Annotated in this window: 20 protein-coding genes; 19 read left to right on the top strand and 1 reads right to left on the bottom strand. The window is 67.4% G+C overall.

All coding sequences use genetic code 11. The annotated features are described in order from the left end of the window. Positions 1-198 precede the first annotated feature (198 nt). From J7E89_RS01625 to J7E89_RS01610, 4 genes are all read left to right on the top strand, one after another. Entirely contained in the window at positions 199-777 is a 579-nt protein-coding gene (locus tag J7E89_RS01625; RefSeq protein ID WP_214967310.1) for a hypothetical protein, read from the top strand. Between the two features lie 3 nt (positions 778-780). Beyond that, positions 781-1,896 (top strand): MAB_1171c family putative transporter, encoded by a 1,116-nt coding sequence (locus J7E89_RS01620; protein ID WP_214967308.1) that lies wholly within the window; start codon positions 781-783, stop codon positions 1,894-1,896. 23 nt (positions 1,897-1,919) lie between these two features. Further along, positions 1,920-3,107 carry an amidohydrolase family protein gene (locus tag J7E89_RS01615; RefSeq protein WP_214967305.1) on the top strand — a complete coding sequence of 396 codons (1,188 nt, stop codon included), beginning with the start codon at positions 1,920-1,922 and terminating at the stop codon, positions 3,105-3,107. Between the two features lie 120 nt (positions 3,108-3,227). Further along, positions 3,228-3,782 (top strand): hypothetical protein, encoded by a 555-nt coding sequence (locus J7E89_RS01610; protein WP_214967303.1) that lies wholly within the window; start codon positions 3,228-3,230, stop codon positions 3,780-3,782. A 40-nt stretch (positions 3,783-3,822) separates the two neighbouring features. On the opposite strand, the gene J7E89_RS01605 is transcribed toward J7E89_RS01610, so the two are convergent. Next, positions 3,823-4,659 carry a helix-turn-helix transcriptional regulator gene (locus J7E89_RS01605; protein WP_308315294.1) on the bottom strand — a complete coding sequence of 279 codons (837 nt, stop codon included), beginning with the start codon at positions 4,657-4,659 and terminating at the stop codon, positions 3,823-3,825. A gap of 375 nt (positions 4,660-5,034) precedes the next feature. Here J7E89_RS01605 and J7E89_RS01600 point away from each other — a divergent pair, with 375 nt between their 5' ends. From J7E89_RS01600 to J7E89_RS01530, 15 genes are all read left to right on the top strand, one after another. After that, positions 5,035-5,349: a transcriptional regulator gene (locus tag J7E89_RS01600; RefSeq protein ID WP_251059953.1), complete on the top strand. Its 315-nt coding sequence runs from the start codon at positions 5,035-5,037 to the stop codon at positions 5,347-5,349. Next, positions 5,346-5,723: a helix-turn-helix domain-containing protein gene (locus tag J7E89_RS01595; RefSeq protein WP_308315293.1), complete on the top strand. Its 378-nt coding sequence runs from the start codon at positions 5,346-5,348 to the stop codon at positions 5,721-5,723. Before J7E89_RS01600 ends, J7E89_RS01595 begins: the two co-directional genes overlap by 4 nt. 57 nt (positions 5,724-5,780) lie before the next feature. After that, complete coding sequence (locus J7E89_RS01590; protein WP_214967300.1) at positions 5,781-6,362, top strand: WhiB family transcriptional regulator; 582 nt, start codon at positions 5,781-5,783, stop codon at positions 6,360-6,362. Between the two features lie 62 nt (positions 6,363-6,424). Further along, positions 6,425-6,784: a hypothetical protein gene (locus J7E89_RS01585; protein ID WP_214967297.1), complete on the top strand. Its 360-nt coding sequence runs from the start codon at positions 6,425-6,427 to the stop codon at positions 6,782-6,784. Further along, positions 6,784-7,647 carry a hypothetical protein gene (locus J7E89_RS01580; protein WP_214967295.1) on the top strand — a complete coding sequence of 288 codons (864 nt, stop codon included), beginning with the start codon at positions 6,784-6,786 and terminating at the stop codon, positions 7,645-7,647. Before J7E89_RS01585 ends, J7E89_RS01580 begins: the two co-directional genes overlap by 1 nt. 2 nt (positions 7,648-7,649) lie before the next feature. Then, the gene (locus J7E89_RS01575) at positions 7,650-8,378 is read left to right on the top strand and encodes an ATP-binding protein (RefSeq protein WP_251059952.1); all 729 of its coding nucleotides are present in this window, start codon (positions 7,650-7,652) and stop codon (positions 8,376-8,378) included. After that, positions 8,375-8,725, top strand: a complete 351-nt coding sequence (locus tag J7E89_RS01570; RefSeq protein WP_308315292.1) for a DUF4326 domain-containing protein — start codon at positions 8,375-8,377, stop codon at positions 8,723-8,725. Before J7E89_RS01575 ends, J7E89_RS01570 begins: the two co-directional genes overlap by 4 nt. Then, positions 8,725-9,144, top strand: a complete 420-nt coding sequence (locus J7E89_RS01565) for a DUF6195 family protein (RefSeq protein ID WP_214967293.1) — start codon at positions 8,725-8,727, stop codon at positions 9,142-9,144. The genes J7E89_RS01570 and J7E89_RS01565 overlap by 1 nt, the downstream gene beginning before the upstream one ends. Beyond that, positions 9,144-10,262 (top strand): DUF2637 domain-containing protein, encoded by a 1,119-nt coding sequence (locus tag J7E89_RS01560; protein ID WP_251059951.1) that lies wholly within the window; start codon positions 9,144-9,146, stop codon positions 10,260-10,262. The genes J7E89_RS01565 and J7E89_RS01560 overlap by 1 nt, the downstream gene beginning before the upstream one ends. 83 nt (positions 10,263-10,345) lie before the next feature. Further along, a complete protein-coding gene (locus tag J7E89_RS01555) occupies positions 10,346-10,897 on the top strand; it encodes a hypothetical protein (protein ID WP_251059950.1) in 552 nt (183 codons plus the stop codon). 778 nt (positions 10,898-11,675) lie between these two features. After that, entirely contained in the window at positions 11,676-11,939 is a 264-nt protein-coding gene (locus tag J7E89_RS40470) for a hypothetical protein (RefSeq protein WP_251059949.1), read from the top strand. Between the two features lie 10 nt (positions 11,940-11,949). Continuing rightward, positions 11,950-12,927, top strand: a complete 978-nt coding sequence (locus J7E89_RS01545; RefSeq protein ID WP_214967286.1) for a bifunctional lytic transglycosylase/C40 family peptidase — start codon at positions 11,950-11,952, stop codon at positions 12,925-12,927. 50 nt (positions 12,928-12,977) lie between these two features. Next, the gene (locus J7E89_RS01540; RefSeq protein ID WP_214967284.1) at positions 12,978-13,316 is read left to right on the top strand and encodes a hypothetical protein; all 339 of its coding nucleotides are present in this window, start codon (positions 12,978-12,980) and stop codon (positions 13,314-13,316) included. 3 nt (positions 13,317-13,319) lie between these two features. Further along, a complete protein-coding gene (locus J7E89_RS01535) occupies positions 13,320-14,630 on the top strand; it encodes a hypothetical protein (RefSeq protein ID WP_251059948.1) in 1,311 nt (436 codons plus the stop codon). Further along, positions 14,611-16,242, top strand: a complete 1,632-nt coding sequence (locus J7E89_RS01530; RefSeq protein ID WP_251059947.1) for a hypothetical protein — start codon at positions 14,611-14,613, stop codon at positions 16,240-16,242. Before J7E89_RS01535 ends, J7E89_RS01530 begins: the two co-directional genes overlap by 20 nt. Positions 16,243-16,247 lie beyond the last annotated feature (5 nt).

The raw sequence follows: 16,247 nt of genomic DNA, 5'->3' as shown, positions 1-16,247 counted from the left end.
GTCGTTTCCGGCGCCGGGAACCGGACGTCATCGTCATGGGCGCGGTGTCGCCCGGCTCGGGGAGCCATCACAGCCGGTTGGAGGGATTACTCAGTGTGGTCGGATAAGAGTGGTCGAGACGCGGCGGAGCCCAAGGTTCCCGCTCAAGGAGGAGCCCGCCGACGCCTTGGGCGCTGGCGTACAGCCGCGGCCCGAACGGTGGAGAAGGATCTGCACCGGCTGATTCGGCGTGAGCTGCAAGATCTCGGGGTCACTCCCCCGCTCGACGTTCACGACCTCTGCGAGAAGCTGAGCCGACGGCGCGGGCGCCCTCTGTTTCTGCGCGCAGCTCCGCTGCCCAAGCCCGGCCCCTCGGGCATGTGGGCGGAGTACGACACCTACGACGTGATCTTGTACCAGCAGGAGACGACCGACCTGCACCAGGACGGGATCATCCTGCACGAGGTCGGGCACATCCTCGTGGCGGAGAACGAGAAGGCAGCCGAGGACTCCGCCCGCGGGGTGGAGACAGACACGCCCGATACCGCCCCTGATGAAGACGCGGCGGCCGTCGACGTGGAGGGGTGGGCCACCCTGCTGCCGGTCTTCGGGACCGAGGCGGTCAAGCGTGTCGCCCAGCGTTGCTCGTACGACGACGGCGAGGAGTGCTCCGTCGAACTCGTGGCGACGATCATCCTGGAGTGGGCGGCCCTGCTCGCAAACTCCACTCCTCCGGCTGATGATCCCGCCCTGCGCCGGGTCGAGGCGGCTCTTGGCGACCGGCGAGGATGGCTGTAACTCGTGGAACTCCTGCTCCTGGGGCTCCTGGCCGCACTGGTCTGGAAGCTCTACCAGTGGAAGCGAAGCCCGCATGACGCATCTCTTCGCTCGGTCACCCTCTGCCTGCTCTGCGCTGCGCTCTCGTACCCCGTAGCGATGCCCGGCGGCGCGTCCGGAGTCGACACCGTCGCCGGCCACGGGACGGCGAAGCTGATCCAGAACGTCCTGTTGCTCCTGACGGTCTACTTCCTCATGTGCTTCTACCTCTACTCCGCCGCTGACGAAGAAGCGGGGCGTCGGCGGGCACGCAGGGAAGCCGTGCTCGTCGGGGTCGTCGCAGTCGCGATCACCGTGGCTGCGCTGTCGGTGCCGCACGAGGTCTTCGCCGGCAGCTTCAGCACAGCCGACATGACGATTCCCCAGATCGCCTTCTTCTACGGCGGCGCTGGCCTCTACCTCATGTATGCCCTCGGCATGGCGTTTCGGTGGACTCGCCGATACGCCCGCATGTCCCGACGCCCACACTCCACCGGGCTCTGGATGACCGCCGTCGGTCTGGGAGCGATGGCCGTAGCGTGCGCGATTCGAGCCGTCATCGTCGCCGTTCGCTCAGCAGACGTGGACGTGCCACATCTCCTTATGGCGGCCGTGGCCTTCCTCTTGGTCGCATCAATCCTGCTGTTCGCCGCGGGTGTCACCTACTCCGGAGCCCGAGCGCGAATCTCCTCCCTACGACTCTGGCTTCAACACCGGCGTGATCACCGTCGCCTCTCGCCTCTGTGGGAGTTGTTGGCGGAGGCGTATCCGGACAACGTGCTGAGGCCGGCATCCTCTGCTGCACTGGACCGATGGCGGGCCCGTGGCGTGCACCGGCGCTACCACCGCCGCATCGTGGAGTGCCGCGACGGCCTGGTGGACATCAGCCCGTACCTGCTGGACGAGGGTGACGACAGCACAGTCCTCAACATCGACTCCGCCGAGCTCGCCGCCCGGCTCCGCCGGGCCTCCGCTCGGATCGAGAAGGGGGTCCCCGCGCCCCGCCGCGCCGTCCCGCTTGCGATGGCGCTGGGGAGCGACCGCGAGTCGGATGTGAAACAACTGATTGCGGTATCCGACGAACTGCGCGCAGCCGCATGACCTCGCAAGATCAAGGAGTCACGATGCTGATTACCGGTGGACGAGTGCTCGTCGACTCGGGGACCTACCTGGAAGACGGTGCCGTTCTCATCGAGGGCGACTCGATCTCTGCCGTCGGGCCGCGCAAGGAGATCGAAGAGCGGGCCGGGGCCGACGTGCCTCGATTCGAGTTCGGCGGAACCGTGCTGCCGGGGCTCATCGACGCTCACGTTCACCTGGCCTTCGATGGCGGGCCTGACCCGGTGTCCACCCTCCAGGGCTCGACGGATGAAGCCCTGTTCGAGGACATGCGGCGGCGCAGCGAACAGCTCCTGCGCAGTGGCGTTACCACCGTCCGCGATCTCGGCGACCGCGGCGGACTGGCGCTTCGTCTGGCTGCGGAAATCAGCGATCGGCGTACACCAGGACCGAGGATCGTCTCCGCAGGCACCCCGGCCACCACCGTGGGCGGGCACTGCCACTTCCTCGGCGGCGAAGTCTCCGGCGAGACCGAGATCCGCGAGCTCGTACGGCGCAACCTCGCGGCCGGGGCAGGCGTCATCAAGGCGATGGTCACCGGCGGCGGTCTCACGAAGGACGGCCCCAGGAGCCACCAGTCGCAGTTCACGGCGGAGGAACTGGCCGCCCTTGTGGAGGAAGCCCACAAAGCGGGCGTGCCTGTCGCGGCCCACGCGCACGGTGCCGACGGCATCGCCTCAGCCGTAGAGGCCGGCGTCGACACCATCGAGCACTGCACTTGGATGTCGAGCGATGGCCTGGACTTCCGGCCCGACGTGGTTCAGCAGATCATCGCGAAGGACATCACCGTCTGCCCGGCCGTAAGCCCGCACTGGCAGATGCTCCCGCGCTTCTTCGGCGAGGAGCGCGCCAACGCGATGTTCGACCTGGTGCGGCAGATGGCCGACGCCGGAGTCCGCCTGATCGCGGGGACAGATGCAGGCGTGCAGCGTGCTGGCTTCGACGGGCTTGCTCAGGCCCTGTCGTTCTACTCGCACCTGGGTCTGTCGAACGCCTCGATCATCGACATGGCGACGTCGCAAGCGGCTGCTGCCCTGGGCCTGGGCGGGATCACGGGGAAGGTCGCTCCCGGCTACCGAGCGGATCTCCTCCTGGTGGACGGTGACCCGCTCGCGGATCTCTCCGCACTGAGCGGAGTCCAAACCGTGTTCGCCTCCGGTCTGCGCCACGAACCGAACAGCACGGGACAGTAAGAGCCTCACCCTGGTGCCCCGTTTCCTGACCCTCGCGGGTCCGGGGAACAGGGCACCAGTGCCGCTTCAGGAACAGTTGGTGATTCGATGCATACTAGGGCGGCTTGTACCGTAGACGGCATGTCTGTGGATATTCGTACTGTATTGCGTAAGCAGGGGGATGAGCTGCGGCGCTTTCGCCGGAACCTGTTCTCTACGGAGCCGGCTGATAGCGGCCTGGCCTCTGTCCTGCCCGAAGACGTGCTGGAGCAGTTGCGGGCGGAGGGAAGGACGGTGCCGCACCGCTTCGGACCGGTGCGCTCGGTGACCGACCGGCATGCTGTCCTCACTATCGTCGGGGACATCATCGACCAGGCCGTACTCCTGGACCGTCCTGGCCGGGAAGGGGCTGTGCTGACACTGTCGGTCGCCGCGCGGCACAAGCAGCTCGGCACTCGCCAGGCAGTTGACCCGGGGGAGGCGCGGGCCTGGGTGGAGGCGATCGTGGGCCCCAAGTGGCTGCCGCACTTCTACTCTGCTGGGGCCCTGAGCGGCTCCACTGCGGGCGAGACCTCGCCATCGAGGCCGTTGACGACGCAGTACTTCTACCTGTTCCTCGGCGCGGACGGTGTCCCGCACGCCGAGCCAGAACATCAGCTCGGCGTGCAGTTGACCCCGCTCACCCAAACGCCCTGACGATCACCAGAGTCCAGGGCGAACGTCGCCTGATGCGGCACTAGTTGTTGGTGCTTGGACCAGCCTTCTTGTCCAGCTCGCTGGCGAGGTCGTTCAGGATCGAGAGGACATCGGCCGGCAGGCCCTCGGCGTTCATTCCGCGGGCTCGAACTCGGCCCACCTTGCCCTGCTTGGCCGCCGACATGAGGCGGAGCCCTTCGTAGACCTGGCGGGCGACGGACTCGTTCGGCTCGAAGTACAGCTTCGAGACGTCGAAGAACTTGGCCAGACCTTCGAGGACCACGGGCACCGGTGCGTCGTCTCCGCCCGTCCGCAGGGCCTCGATGTCCTCGGCTGAGGTGACCTGGGAGCCCGCGTAGGCGTTCACCGAGTCCGCGATCTCCTGATCACCCGGAGCGGTTCGGCCCGGGTAGGAGCGTTCCAGCAAGAGAGTGATCTTCTCCGCCAGCGTCTCCGGCACCTTCTCGGCCTCGGCAGTCTCCTCGTCAGCCTCTCCGAAAGACCGGTCCTGGGCGCGCTTCAGCTCGTCCTCGGTCACCCCGTATGCAGCCGCCAGGAGAGGGACGTACCGGTCCTTGAGACGGCGGACACCCCCTTCGGCTCCAGCCACCGGCCCGTCGCTCTTGGTACCGATGACCGTCCGCGTCTCGTACCGGTAGAGGCCGGCGTCGCATCGCAGGTCAATCAGATCGGGCAAGCCGTCGCGCGGGAACAGGTCGTCCAGATCCCGGTTCAGCACCCTGGCCAGAGCAGGCAACTTCTCCTGATCGGGTGTCGTCGCTCCCGACTCCCACCCCGCCACGGTCGAATCCGCAGCACCAAGAGCGGACGCCACGTCGGCCTGCGACACGTCCGCGGCTCGACGTACCGCGCGCACACGTTCTCTGTCGAAACGGCGAGCTGGCATCGGACCTCGTTTTTGTGGTGAACCGAGGAAACCTCGGGCTGTTGACTTTTTATGCGAACCAAGATAGCTTCATCTTAGCGAAAAACGAGGGGGTTCGCACCCCTCTCAGCCTTCGCCCACCTGCGGTTCCCATCGTGGTCCGACTTGGTGGAGAGGGGATACCGCGCATCAACCGGGCGCGGTCCTTCCCCTCAAAACGCCATCGGCGCCCGAGAGTTCGCACCTCTCGGACGCCAGACAGCTCGTGATCCGCGGCCCCCGACAAGGGCGCTGGTCACTCGCACGGCCACTCCGTGTCCTTTCGCACGGCACGACGGAGCGGCGTACCACATAAAGGAGTGTCGCATGTCCCCTACTACGGACTGCAACCCGAAGGTGGAGATCCCTTCGGGCCCGGCCGAACGGCTGGCAGCGCAACTGTCGTCCATGCTGCCGGAAGCCGCTGTCGTACAGGTGCGCCTTCAGGGGCCTCGGACCCTGTGGCCTCATCTCGGGCTGACCGCCGTGAACGCCCGTGGACGGACACTTCGTGTCCCTCGGGCGAAGGCGCTCACCATCGCCCGGTGGATCATCCGCTCGTTCCCCCAGGCCGGATGGGCGGCCTCCGGCGGGCATGCCTTCGACCTGCGGACCGCTGAACTGCGCGGGCTGGAAGCGTGACGGCGGCCGTGGCACCGGTGCATGCGGGCCCGGCCGTGGACGTGCAGGGACTCGCGGCCGTCGTCGGCCTCCTGGCCCAGGCCGGCGGCTTGGACGCCCTGTTGGGCAGTCAGGCTACGGACTCCCGCGACAAGCGTCTGCACATCGGGTACAGCGAAGCCGCTGAGCGGCTGAACATTCCGGAAAAGTGGCTCCGCGAGCACATATCGACGCTCCCACACCGGAAGTTCGGGAAGTTCGTTCAGTTCGCGGAGGACGACCTCCACGCGATTTCCGATATGCACTTCGTCAGCCCTGCTGCAAAGACCCAGAGGGATGACGAGTCGGCACTGATGGTGCTTCAGCCTTCTAAGCGCTCTCGTAAGCGTTCCTAATCTCCTTTCGCGCCCGATTGCAACAATCCGCGGCGCTGCGAACATCGCGAGATACAAATGAGCACTGACATATCCAGCCTCATCGAGGCTGCGCACCAGGGAAACTGGCTGCCCCTCATAGAGGAGTCGAAGAAGGCTCCGGGTAAGCACTGGGCCGAATTTGCCCGGTGCGCGAACCAGGACATCAACATGTTCGTCCCTCTCGCAGACGGTCCCCGGGAAGACCCTGACTCGGTGAAAGCCAAGTTGGGAATCTTCCTCAACCGTCCTCGCAACCTCTGCGCGTCATGCCCGTTGGCCGTCGCTGCCCGGTGCCTGGTGGAATCCCTCAAGGATGACGACGAGTACGGAATCCGGGGCGGTCTCCTGGCTTCTGAGCGTTCAGAGCTGCGGCGTGCGTGGAAAGACCGGGACAGCAAGAAAGCCGTAGAAGGCGCGCTTAGAGGGTGCACCGCGGCCTTGACCAAGCCCGCCCGGGATGCCGTGATTGCGCGCTTCGCCACTGATCCCTCACTGGACGCTGCCATCGTCGCTCGCGGGCTTGGCGTGACGCACGAGTATCTGCTGAAACTCGCCCGTCGCTACCGAAAGTCTCAGGCCGGGCAGGGCACGCCCCCTCTCCGCGTCGTCGCCGCCTGACTCCGCTCCCGAAGAAACGATTCTTCCGCACGGCGGACCCTGCGTTCACGGGAGTTCTCCCCATGCTTCAGAACAGCCCCTCCGGATTTCAGCGCACGGCTACCAGTGCCGAGATCCGAGAAATTGCACCTACGGCCGTACTCGTACGGGTGTATCCCGTACGCCGGTCTGTTACCCACCTCTTCGAATCGGATTTTTACCGCATGCTCATCGACCGCAGGACCGAAGAGGAAGTGGCGCGCATGGTCAGGCGCGGTTTCGGCAGGATCGCCGACTGGCGTCGCGCCCACGATTTCTATCTCCCTACCGAAACGCTCTATCTCACCCCGGAGCCGCATCAGAACGGCTACGTCCCGGAGGATGACCAGTCTTTTGGACTTTCCCTCAGCCGTCGCATAGCCATAGGCAGCGGTGAGCGCTGATGAGTGACATAGCGACCGAACTGATTTGGTCACGGTCAAAGTCGTGCAGGGGCTCGCGCCTCGTCATGCTGGCGCTGGCCCGTAAGGCGGACGACGACGGCAAGGCGACGCTGACTCTGGATGAGATATCCACGCTTACCCGTCTTACGCCGCGCTCGATAACGAAATGCCTCGGAGAGCTGGCGAAGCTCGGGGAACTCAGCCACGAGCGTGGAGGGGGTGCTTCCAACCCCAACACCTACTCCATATTGCTGTGCAGCGGGACCGCTGAGGAAAGCGCCAGTTCCGGGAAGGAACTTCCTACTCTCCGCCCTGACGAGTCAGAAGTGGGAGAGAAGGTCCAGGAAGTTCCTTCCCAGAACGCGGCCGTGGAAGTCGGAAGTGGGAACTTTCAGCACGTAGATTCGGAAGTTTCTTCCTCGCGCGTACGTGGTGGTAATACTCCCTACGGGAGTATTACCACCACCACAGAGCAAGCTAGCTTGCTGGGGTCGCGCCGAGAGAACAGCGCTGTCCAGCAGGACTCGGTAAAGGTTCCGGACGGAGCCAAGGGCCTGGTAACAGCCATAACAAGCGCTGGAATGCTCGTTGGCTGGCGACTGACCGAATCGGAATGGGATCGGGTAACAGCTCTCGCAGCACGTTGGGGAAATGAACGGCTGGTCGAGATGGTGGCGCGGCGATGGAACGCCGACCGCCCGCCACAGTCCGCCCGCTATCTGCTGCGCATCTGGGCGGATCTGCCCTCGCACGCTCCCGCCGCAGCCTCCCAGGGGAATGTCGTGCCGTTGCGTCGGCAGTCCGGAGGCTGGGTTCCCTTTCAGAACACCGCTGCCCCCAGCGCTTACCAGAACGGATTTTGATCATGGCCGAGCCGGAACGCGCGGGCAGCGCCAGGTCGATGCGCGCAATGGAACGAATACTCGCTGCGAAAGGACTTCAGGCCGTGCCGGACGCCGACCCCGCCGACGAGGCACCGGAAGAGAACCCCGGAGACCGCGAGTGGCACTGCCGGGCTCGCGCCGACTACGCCCTGAGCCGCTGGCAGAGGGCAACCCCTCCCCGGTTCCGTGACGCGGAAGCCACGCTGCCGGAGGTCATCGGCTGGGCCGACCGGGCACTCAAGGACAACGCCGGGGCTGGCGCTCTGCTCCTCACCGGCCTCACGGGGACGGGTAAGACGCACCAGGCATACGGGGCCTTGCGGAGGATCGCGGCCGGCGGGCCGGACCGGTTCGAGCTGATCGCCGTGAACTCGGCGGACATGTACGGCAACCTGCGCCCTTCACAGGTCATGGGCGCCGCAGAACACGAGCTTCAACGGCTCAGCCGGGTTCAGTACCTGTTCCTTGATGATCTCGGTACGGCGAAGGGCTCGGAATGGACCGAAGAGGTCACGTACCGGCTGATCAACTACAGGTACAACCACTGCTTGCCGACGATCATCACGTCCAACCTGCCCGCCCGCGATGAGAACGGGCCGGACCTGACCGACTTCGTCGGGGCCCGCGTGGCGAGCCGTCTGGCCGAGATGGTCACGACCCTCGTGCCGATGATCGGCGCCGACCGGCGCCGTGGCGGGAGGGCGGCATGATGCCCGTCCGCCTCCGCGGAGCGCCCCGCGACGCCGCAGCACTGTCCACAGCCTGTGCATACGTCGGACCGCGCAGCCGGTACGCGAACCCGTTCACGGCCGGGGCTCGGTCCCCGCTCGGTCCCCCGATGGACGCTGCGGAGTCGGTGGACCTCTTCGCAGCCACGCTCCGGGGCCCGGTCGGACGCCACTACGCCGCTCGCTTCGCCCGAGCGCTGCGCGGGCTCAACCTGATGTGCACATGCCCTCTTGACGCTCCGTGCCACGCGGACGTTCTTCTCCGCCTCGCCAATGAGCCCGGCGACGGCACCGCACCCCGCACTACCGATCTTCTGGAAGGCCCCTGATGAGTCACCCGATCATGTTCGCTGCGGCCAAGCACCTCACCACCGCAGAGGAGCGGCGCAAGACCGCTCGGGAGGCCGCGTTCCGCACCTGGGGTCCGCGGTCGATCACCGCAGCGTCCAAGTTCGCGCGCACCCTCCTGGGGGACGCGGCAGTCACGCTCGATTGGGAGGTGCTGGGACTCCTCAGCTTTGAGGAACACCTGCAAGCCTTCGCATCGCTTGACACGACTGGGGGTCAGCACCTGGAGCTGTACTACACCGATCAGGGCGGCACGGAACGAATCTCGCTGCGGGTGTCGTGCGTGAGCTGCCCGAGTCAGCACGTGCACGAGGTCACCTCGTTGGAACAGCTCGGACAGCTCCTCTCGCAGACCCCGGCCTGGCAGGACATCAGCCCGCGCGACGGGGGCAACCACTGATGTCACACACGCACATAGACACGGCGGCAGGAACCGCACGGCAGGAGGGCTACAGCCTGCGCGGAATGACGGCCTGGGACCGCAGTGCAATCATCCTGCTCGGCGCGGCCGGCTTCGCCTTCTCGTACGACGCACTGCGTCAGATCGCCCTCGCGATCCACGCCAGGGAGACCTTGTCCTACCTGTTCCCGGTGTTCATCGACGGGTTCATTGCCTACGGCGTGCGGGCGATCGTGCTCCTTCGGCACCAGCGGTTCGGCGCGCGGCTCTACGCCTGGTTCTTGTTCCTCGCGGCGACCGGGGCGAGCCTCGGCGCGAACGCTCTGCACGCCATCACGCTGAACGATTCTCCGCAGGCCGGACGGTCCGCGCTGCACCTCACGGACAGCGTCGTGGGTGTGCTGTCGATGCTCGCGCCCCTCGCGCTGGCGGGATCGGTCCACCTCTACATCCTGATGGCGCGGACGGCTGAGCGGGCGGTCCCGGACGGGGCTGACTCTGGTCCCGGACCGGTCCGCGAGACGTCGCCGATGCTCGAACGCGTCGCAGTCCAGCAGCGTCCTCGTCCGCTGGAAGCACCGGCGCCGATGCCTCCACTGCCGTTGACAAACGCTCCGTCCGCGCCGCAGGCCGCCGCCGCAGCAACCGTTGACCTGCGGAAAGCCGAGCCCCAGCCCGACGAAGAAGAACGTACGGAGGACACCGCGGCCCACCCGTCCGCCGAAGCGGACGGAGAAGAGGCGGAGGGCAAGAGCGCGGACGGACCGGACGGCGGACCTGCGGACCACACGCCAACCACAGCACTTCCGGAGGACACGGAACCCTCCGCGCCCACGGCGGTCCGCACCTGGACGGACGGAGAAAAACCGTCCGTCCCGGACGACGCGGAATGCCCACAAGACCGGGAGGCGGACGACGACTGGTTGGCGGAGCTGCTGCCGATCGCGCGAGCGGCTACCGAGCGAGCCGGACGGACCAGTCGCGAGGTTGTAGGGGACGCCGTCCGCAAGCATCAGGCGATCAGCAACGACCGGCTTGGTGTGCTGCTGGCCCGGCTGAAGGAAGAGGACGACGAGGGGGCAAGGACACCCGTCGCTGCCTCCAGCGCCCTCTGGTGATGTCATCTCATGACGGGCCCGGGGCCTGTGTGGCTCGCGCCGTACAGGCCCTGGCCGGTCAGCTTGATCAGGAAGGAATGACGATGTGGTCTCGCCGACGCGACCGGGCTGAGGACGCCGCCCGCGCCGATGCCGTACAGGCAGCGCCCGCCCTCGCGGTTCACCTCCAGGGCGGGGGCAGTCTTGTGCCGGTCCAGGCGGACGGTCTTGCCCTTGCGGCCGGTGAGGTCGCCTTCGCGGACGTGGCGTGCTCCGCCGCCCGCTTCTACGGGACAGGGGTCGACTACCCGACCTCGGCGAGCGGGTATTTCGAGGACCACCCGACCTTCGGCCGGCGGTGGGTGAGCAACGGTCGTCTCGACGCCCGTCGGCGGCAGGAAGCGGAGGACGCCGCCCGTCCGCAGTGGCGCGATCACACCGCCGCCCGAGTGGTGCTCACGTCGGCCGGGGTACGGCTCCTGCCGGTGGGGGCTCGTGAGTGGATGCCGTTCGACCACGTCCTCCTGACCGGAGTCGCCGCTGAACCGCCCGCCGTCGTGCTCTCGTACAGCACGTGCGCGCCCCTGCTCCTCACCGGCCCGGCCGCACCGTGGCTCGGCGTGGCCATCGAGCACCTGCACCACGCGTCCTCATAGGGCCGCAAACCCTCTCCGCCGCGAAAGCCGGAACTTAATTCCAGGAATTAAGTTCCGGCTTTTTCCGTGATTCGAGTTGTCCGCGGACCCCTGCAATGATTCAGGCACGGCCAACGCCACAAGGCATTCCCCGGCCGTAGAGATCCATTGGCGATCTCCCCCGAATCACGCAAGGGACTGATGACCTTGATATGAGTTACGCACCCCGCAGCTCAACCCTCTCGCAGATGCAAAACGCGATCGAACTCTTTCACATATGAGACAGGCAGATAGAGCTACACGCTCCGGCCTGCTTCTCAATTTCTCCGGCATTCGCCGGTAAAGCCCGCAGGAGGAATCCCCCTCCCTCCTGCGAAGGAGCGGCGTGGCCCCAGCCCCCGCAGGGCCGCGCCGCTCGCACTTCCGAAATCTCTTGCACCAAGGTTGTGGTCCCCGCATGCCTCGATCCACCCGTTTCATACCTATATCAGCCGTAATAGGGGTTGCTGGTTCCCTGGCCCTCCTGTCGACCGGCTGCTCCAGCTCTAGTGGCACTTCCGCGGCCTCGACCGCGTCCGCGCAGCCGCACTCCGTCTCGGCGGGCATCCCCGACACGGCCCCGCCGCACAGCAGCGCTACCGCCTCCCCGGCATCTACCGCGCTCCCGGCAGACGTTGAGCGGACGGCGCGGGCCTTCGCTACGGCTTACGCGGAACACGACGCCCGCGACGGCGCCGACAGCTCGTACGCGGATGCCGGCGTTCGGGCCGCCCGACTCGCCTCGGGAGAACTCGCGGGCGTGCTCGCCCAGAAGCGGCCGAGCCAGGATGCCGCCTGGGCCGCCCTGCGGGCCGAGAAGGCCCGGCAGACGGCCAAGATCACGGAAGCCGTCGTACCCGACGGTGCACCTGCCGTAACGGCCTCCTCCGCCCTCGTCCGCGTGAGTTACACCCTCACGACCACCCCGAAGTCCGGCCACGCGAGCAGCAGTAGCGAACAGCTCGCGCTCCGCCTGGAGCACACCGCCAAGGGCTGGCGCGTCACCGCCTTGCCCTGGGCGTGACGGGGCCACGATGAACAAGGGCACGCAAGCTGGCCTGGGACTCGTCACGGCCGGGCTCATCACCGGTGTCGCCATGCTGACCACGTTCGGAGGGGCTGACAGCGCCTCCGCGCAGGAAACCGGCCCTGGTGGCGGCATCAAGACGGACGCGCCCGTACCGGGCTGGGTACGCGAGCTGATCAACAAGCACGCGGGCGAGTGCCCGCAGGTCACAGCCTCGCTGCTGGCGGCTCAGCTCTACACCGAAAGCAACTTCAACTCCGGCGCGACGTCGCCCGTCGGCGCCCTCGGCATCGCTCAATTTATGCCGGGGACCTGGGCTCAGCACGGCAAGGACGGCGACGGCGACGGGGTCAAGGACATCCGGAACCCGGCCGACGCCATCGCCGCGCAGGCCGCGTACGACTGCACCTTGGCCAAAGAGGTCAAGAAGGTGCCGGGCGACTCGACGGACAACATGTTGGCCGCGTACAACGCGGGCGGCGGCGCGGTGATCAAGTACGGCGGCATCCCGCCGTACCCCGAGACCCGCGACTACGTGCGCAACATCCGTGCGCTGGCCTCGAAATGGGCCGACGCCGTCAGCCCCGACGCACCTGCCGGCAAGGGCGCTGCTCGCGCGATCACCGCCGCGAAGACAGCTCTGGGCACCTGGTACCGGTGGGGCGGCAGCTGCGTCATGCCGTACGAGGGCGTGGGCGGCTGCGACTGCTCCTCGCTCACCAAGATGGCCTGGTCAGCGGCGGGAGTGAACTTGCCGCGCACCACGTACGACCAAGTCCACGCAGGGACCGCCGTCAAGGCCGTCTCCCAGCTCGCCCCGGGTGACCTGCTGTTCAGCGTCCCCGGAAGCGCCGGACCTGAGCACGTCGGCATGTACATCGGCGGCGGCCAGGTAATCGACGCCCCGCACACCGGGGCTCAGGTGCGGATCAAGCCGCTCAGCTACTGGAAACCGCAGATCATCGCGATGCGGCACGTCGGCTAATCACGCCAAAACATCCCAAACCATCCCTCACAGCACCAAGGGGCTGAACCATGCACAACCTCCTTTCTGCCGCTGCCGATCCCTCCCTGCACACCACCCTCGCCGCCGGAGTCGACGTCGTGTCCGGCGTGAAGCCCGACTGGGGCCCCTTCGGCAAGCTCGGCGGCACGGCGAAGGTGATCCTCGGCGTCATCGCCGCCGTCGTCCTTGTCGTCGGGGCGGGCGCGTTCCTCGCCGGTGTCGGAAAGTCGAAGGGCTGGTTCGGTGAGGGCCACTCCACGATGGACAGCTCGCGCGGCAAGGGCATGATGGTCGGCGGCCTGACCTGCGTCTTCCTCGTCGCCTCCTTCGGCACCATCTTCGCCATCACGTACGGCATGGGTGTGTGACCCATGCCTTTCCGATCCCGGAGGAACGTTTCCTCCTCGAAGGCCAACGGAGCGCGCCGCCCGTCGGCCAAGTTCTGGGGCATCGCGGTCGGCGGCGCGGCAGTGGTCACCGCGGCCGGGGTGGTCGTCAGCATGACGACGGGCACCCCTCCGGCCACGGCCCCCTCCGCGTCAGCACCGGCCCAATCGGCTCCGCAGACGAGCGGCGAAGGCGTGCGCGAGCTGCACGGCGTCCCCGTCGGCTACCCGCACACTCGATCCGGCGCCAAGGCAGCGGCAGCCAACTTCACGACGGTCAGCGGGAGTTCTCGGTTCCTCACGGACAAGGACGCGCGGCACCGTGCGGTGGCAGTCATGGCGGCCAAGGGCACGGCCGGAGCGGCGGTGAAGAAGGCCGACCACGCGGCCGAGGACGCGGTCGGCTCCCTGCGGGGCGACACCTCCAAGGTCTCCGCCAAGAAGACCGTCGCGCGTACCGGTGTCCTCTCGGCTCACGTCCTGGGCTTCGACGCCCACGACGCGATGGTGCGGCTGTGGACCACGACGGTTCGCGGCAGCGCGGCCGGACACGCGACGCCGAAGACGGGTTTCCAGTCGGTGACGGTCACGCTCACCTGGGAGGCCAATGACTGGAAGCTGAAGGACAGTTCGGCCTCGACGGGATTGGTCGCTCCGATCGACGTGCGGCAGGCGTCCAACGTTTCGGGCGACTTCTCGGACTACGTTCCGGCCGCTGCAGAAGACCCCGTGCTGAGCGGCACCGAAGACCGGAGTGGATTCCCGGCCCCATACGGGCGCGACGAGCGCGGCGCGCGTGCCGCCGCTGTCAGCGCCACCATGCTCTACGGCGACCCTCGCTTCTTCACCGATGAGGACTGGCGGCACCGGATGCTGGCGGCCACCGCCGCGTCGAGCGTGCTGCACTCGGTCACCTCGGACACCGACTCGACGGCTCGTCTGGTCATGGAGAACCGTGGGGTCGGCGCCGACGGGACGACCGCTGACGGCAGCGAACTGATCACGCGGACCGCGGCGCTCGCCACTCGTTCGATCTCGTACTCCGACCAGGCCGCGAGCATCGAGCTGTGGACCGCGTCGGTGGGCGGCGTCGCAGGGAACGACGAGACGCAGCGCCCGCAGGTGGCCTTCCTGCGCATGACCGTGGATCTGGTCTGGGAGGACGGCACCTGGAAGACGACGGCCGTCACGCCGTCCGAACCGCTCGTGCCGTCGCCGCCGGCCATGCAGGAGGCGGACCCGGCCGACAGCTTCGCGGACGTGGGAGGTGCCAGCAATGCGCCTGCGACTGCGTGACGACGCCCCCGGCCTGCTGACCATCGAGCGGGGAGCCCCGGGCCGCTGGCGCCGCCGCCTTCAGGCGGTGGCCATGATCAACGTGGTCATCGGGTTCGTGTTCGTGCCCTCGGCGGTGGCCAACCCCTTCTGCTACATCCCGATGGTCTGCGAGGCGAAGGCGGCCGTGGACTTCGTCAAGGACCCGCTGGGGTTCTTGTTGCAGAAGCTCACCGAGGCGAACATCTGGTTCCTGCGCAAGATGCTGGAGCTGATCCAGAACACCACGAAGATCGACCTGACGAGCCCCGGCTTCCTGAAGCAGTACGCGATCATTTTCGCGGCCTCCAGCCTGCTCACCGTGGCTCTTTGGCTGGTCGCCGTGGCCAAGCGGGCGGTCCGCGGAGTTGCCCTGACCACCGCCGTGTCCGAGGCAATCGGCTTCCTGCTCCTTCAGTTCGTGGTCAACGCCATGACGCCGGGCGCCATCGCACTGCTGATGAAGGCCATTGACGAAGTCACGGCCATCTTCGAGCCGTACGCGACATCGAACTTCAAGCCGTTCCTGGAGAACATCCTCAAGGTCATGGCAGCCAACCCCACCGAGGGCGTGGGACAGCTGCTGGTGGTCAACCTCATCATGATGTGCGGCGCCCTGCTGATGTGGATCGAGCTCCTGATCCGCAGCGCGGCCATCTACGTGGCCGTCGCGCTCGGGCCGATCGTCAACGCCGGGCTGGTCGACCGCGACCTGTGGGGCAAGTCGAAGAAGTGGTTCGGCGCCATCTTTGCCATCGGCCTGAGTAAACCGATCTTGTTCGCCCTGCTCGGCCTCGGCGGCGCGATCCTCAGCGACACCTCGGGGAGCATGTCCGACGCGGTCTCCAAGACCCTGGTCGGCGCGTTGATCCTCCTGCTCGCCGTCTTCGCGTCCGCCACCCTCTACAAGTGGGTGCCCGCCTTCGGCGACGAGATGGCCAGCCTCCACCACGACCGCAAGAGTGCACAGTCCTCCGGCCCGGCCGCTGCAATCGACGGCCCCGCCCAGCACGCGAACAGGGCGATGGGCGCGCGTGTCCAGGACAGCTTGGTCGGCGGTTCCAAGACCGCTGGCGCCAAGACCGCTGGCGCCAAGATGGGCGGTGGAACCGCTGTGGCCGGGCCGATCGCGGCCGGGGCCGCCGTTGCCAAGGCCGGCGTCGACATGGCGAAGAACAAGGCCACCAGCTCCCCGGGCGCGCAGGGCACCGACGCCGCAGGCGGCGGCAAGCCCGAACAGCCCGAAGGCCAGCAGGGCGGCGACGACACCGCCGGTACGTCCGGGGCACCGGCCGCTGCTCGTCCCCAGGGAGCGACCTCCGACCCGGTCGTCAGCTCTTCTCCGGACTGGTCCTCGGCCGGTGGCCACGCCTCGGCCGGGCGCCCGCCCGGAGCCAGCGGGGCGCCGAGCACGGCACAGCCGCCCTCCTCGCCGTCAACCGGCACGGGCAGCTCGGGCCAGACGCCCCCCTCGTCTCCCTCTTCCGCATCAGGAACCACCTCGGGCTCCGGGCCCTCCGTCACGCCCCCGCCGCCGTCGCGGCCCTCGGGCGGCCAGGCACCCGGACGACCGAACCCCAGCAAGGATCAGTGACACCC

The sequence above is a fragment of the Streptomyces sp. ISL-100 genome (genome assembly GCF_018614615.1).
In the GTDB taxonomy this organism is placed as follows: Bacteria; Actinomycetota; Actinomycetes; order Streptomycetales; family Streptomycetaceae; genus Streptomyces.
This window is presented reverse-complemented; position numbering and strand designations above follow the sequence as displayed.

Excerpts from the sequence above, each read along its gene's own strand:
- J7E89_RS01615 (WP_214967305.1), top strand. The coding sequence starts at position 1,920 with ATGCTGATTACCGGTGGACGAGTGCTCGTCGACTCGGGGACCTACCTG.
- J7E89_RS01610 (WP_214967303.1), top strand. The coding sequence starts at position 3,228 with ATGTCTGTGGATATTCGTACTGTATTGCGTAAGCAGGGGGATGAGCTG.
- J7E89_RS01600 (WP_251059953.1), top strand. The coding sequence starts at position 5,035 with ATGTCCCCTACTACGGACTGCAACCCGAAGGTGGAGATCCCTTCGGGC.
- J7E89_RS01590 (WP_214967300.1), top strand. The coding sequence starts at position 5,781 with ATGAGCACTGACATATCCAGCCTCATCGAGGCTGCGCACCAGGGAAAC.
- J7E89_RS01585 (WP_214967297.1), top strand. The coding sequence starts at position 6,425 with ATGCTTCAGAACAGCCCCTCCGGATTTCAGCGCACGGCTACCAGTGCC.
- J7E89_RS01580 (WP_214967295.1), top strand. The coding sequence starts at position 6,784 with ATGAGTGACATAGCGACCGAACTGATTTGGTCACGGTCAAAGTCGTGC.
- J7E89_RS01575 (WP_251059952.1), top strand. The coding sequence starts at position 7,650 with ATGGCCGAGCCGGAACGCGCGGGCAGCGCCAGGTCGATGCGCGCAATG.
- J7E89_RS01570 (WP_308315292.1), top strand. The coding sequence starts at position 8,375 with ATGATGCCCGTCCGCCTCCGCGGAGCGCCCCGCGACGCCGCAGCACTG.
- J7E89_RS01565 (WP_214967293.1), top strand. The coding sequence starts at position 8,725 with ATGAGTCACCCGATCATGTTCGCTGCGGCCAAGCACCTCACCACCGCA.
- J7E89_RS01560 (WP_251059951.1), top strand. The coding sequence starts at position 9,144 with ATGTCACACACGCACATAGACACGGCGGCAGGAACCGCACGGCAGGAG.
- J7E89_RS01555 (WP_251059950.1), top strand. The coding sequence starts at position 10,346 with ATGTGGTCTCGCCGACGCGACCGGGCTGAGGACGCCGCCCGCGCCGAT.
- J7E89_RS01545 (WP_214967286.1), top strand. The coding sequence starts at position 11,950 with ATGAACAAGGGCACGCAAGCTGGCCTGGGACTCGTCACGGCCGGGCTC.
- J7E89_RS01540 (WP_214967284.1), top strand. The coding sequence starts at position 12,978 with ATGCACAACCTCCTTTCTGCCGCTGCCGATCCCTCCCTGCACACCACC.
- J7E89_RS01535 (WP_251059948.1), top strand. The coding sequence starts at position 13,320 with ATGCCTTTCCGATCCCGGAGGAACGTTTCCTCCTCGAAGGCCAACGGA.
- J7E89_RS01530 (WP_251059947.1), top strand. The coding sequence starts at position 14,611 with ATGCGCCTGCGACTGCGTGACGACGCCCCCGGCCTGCTGACCATCGAG.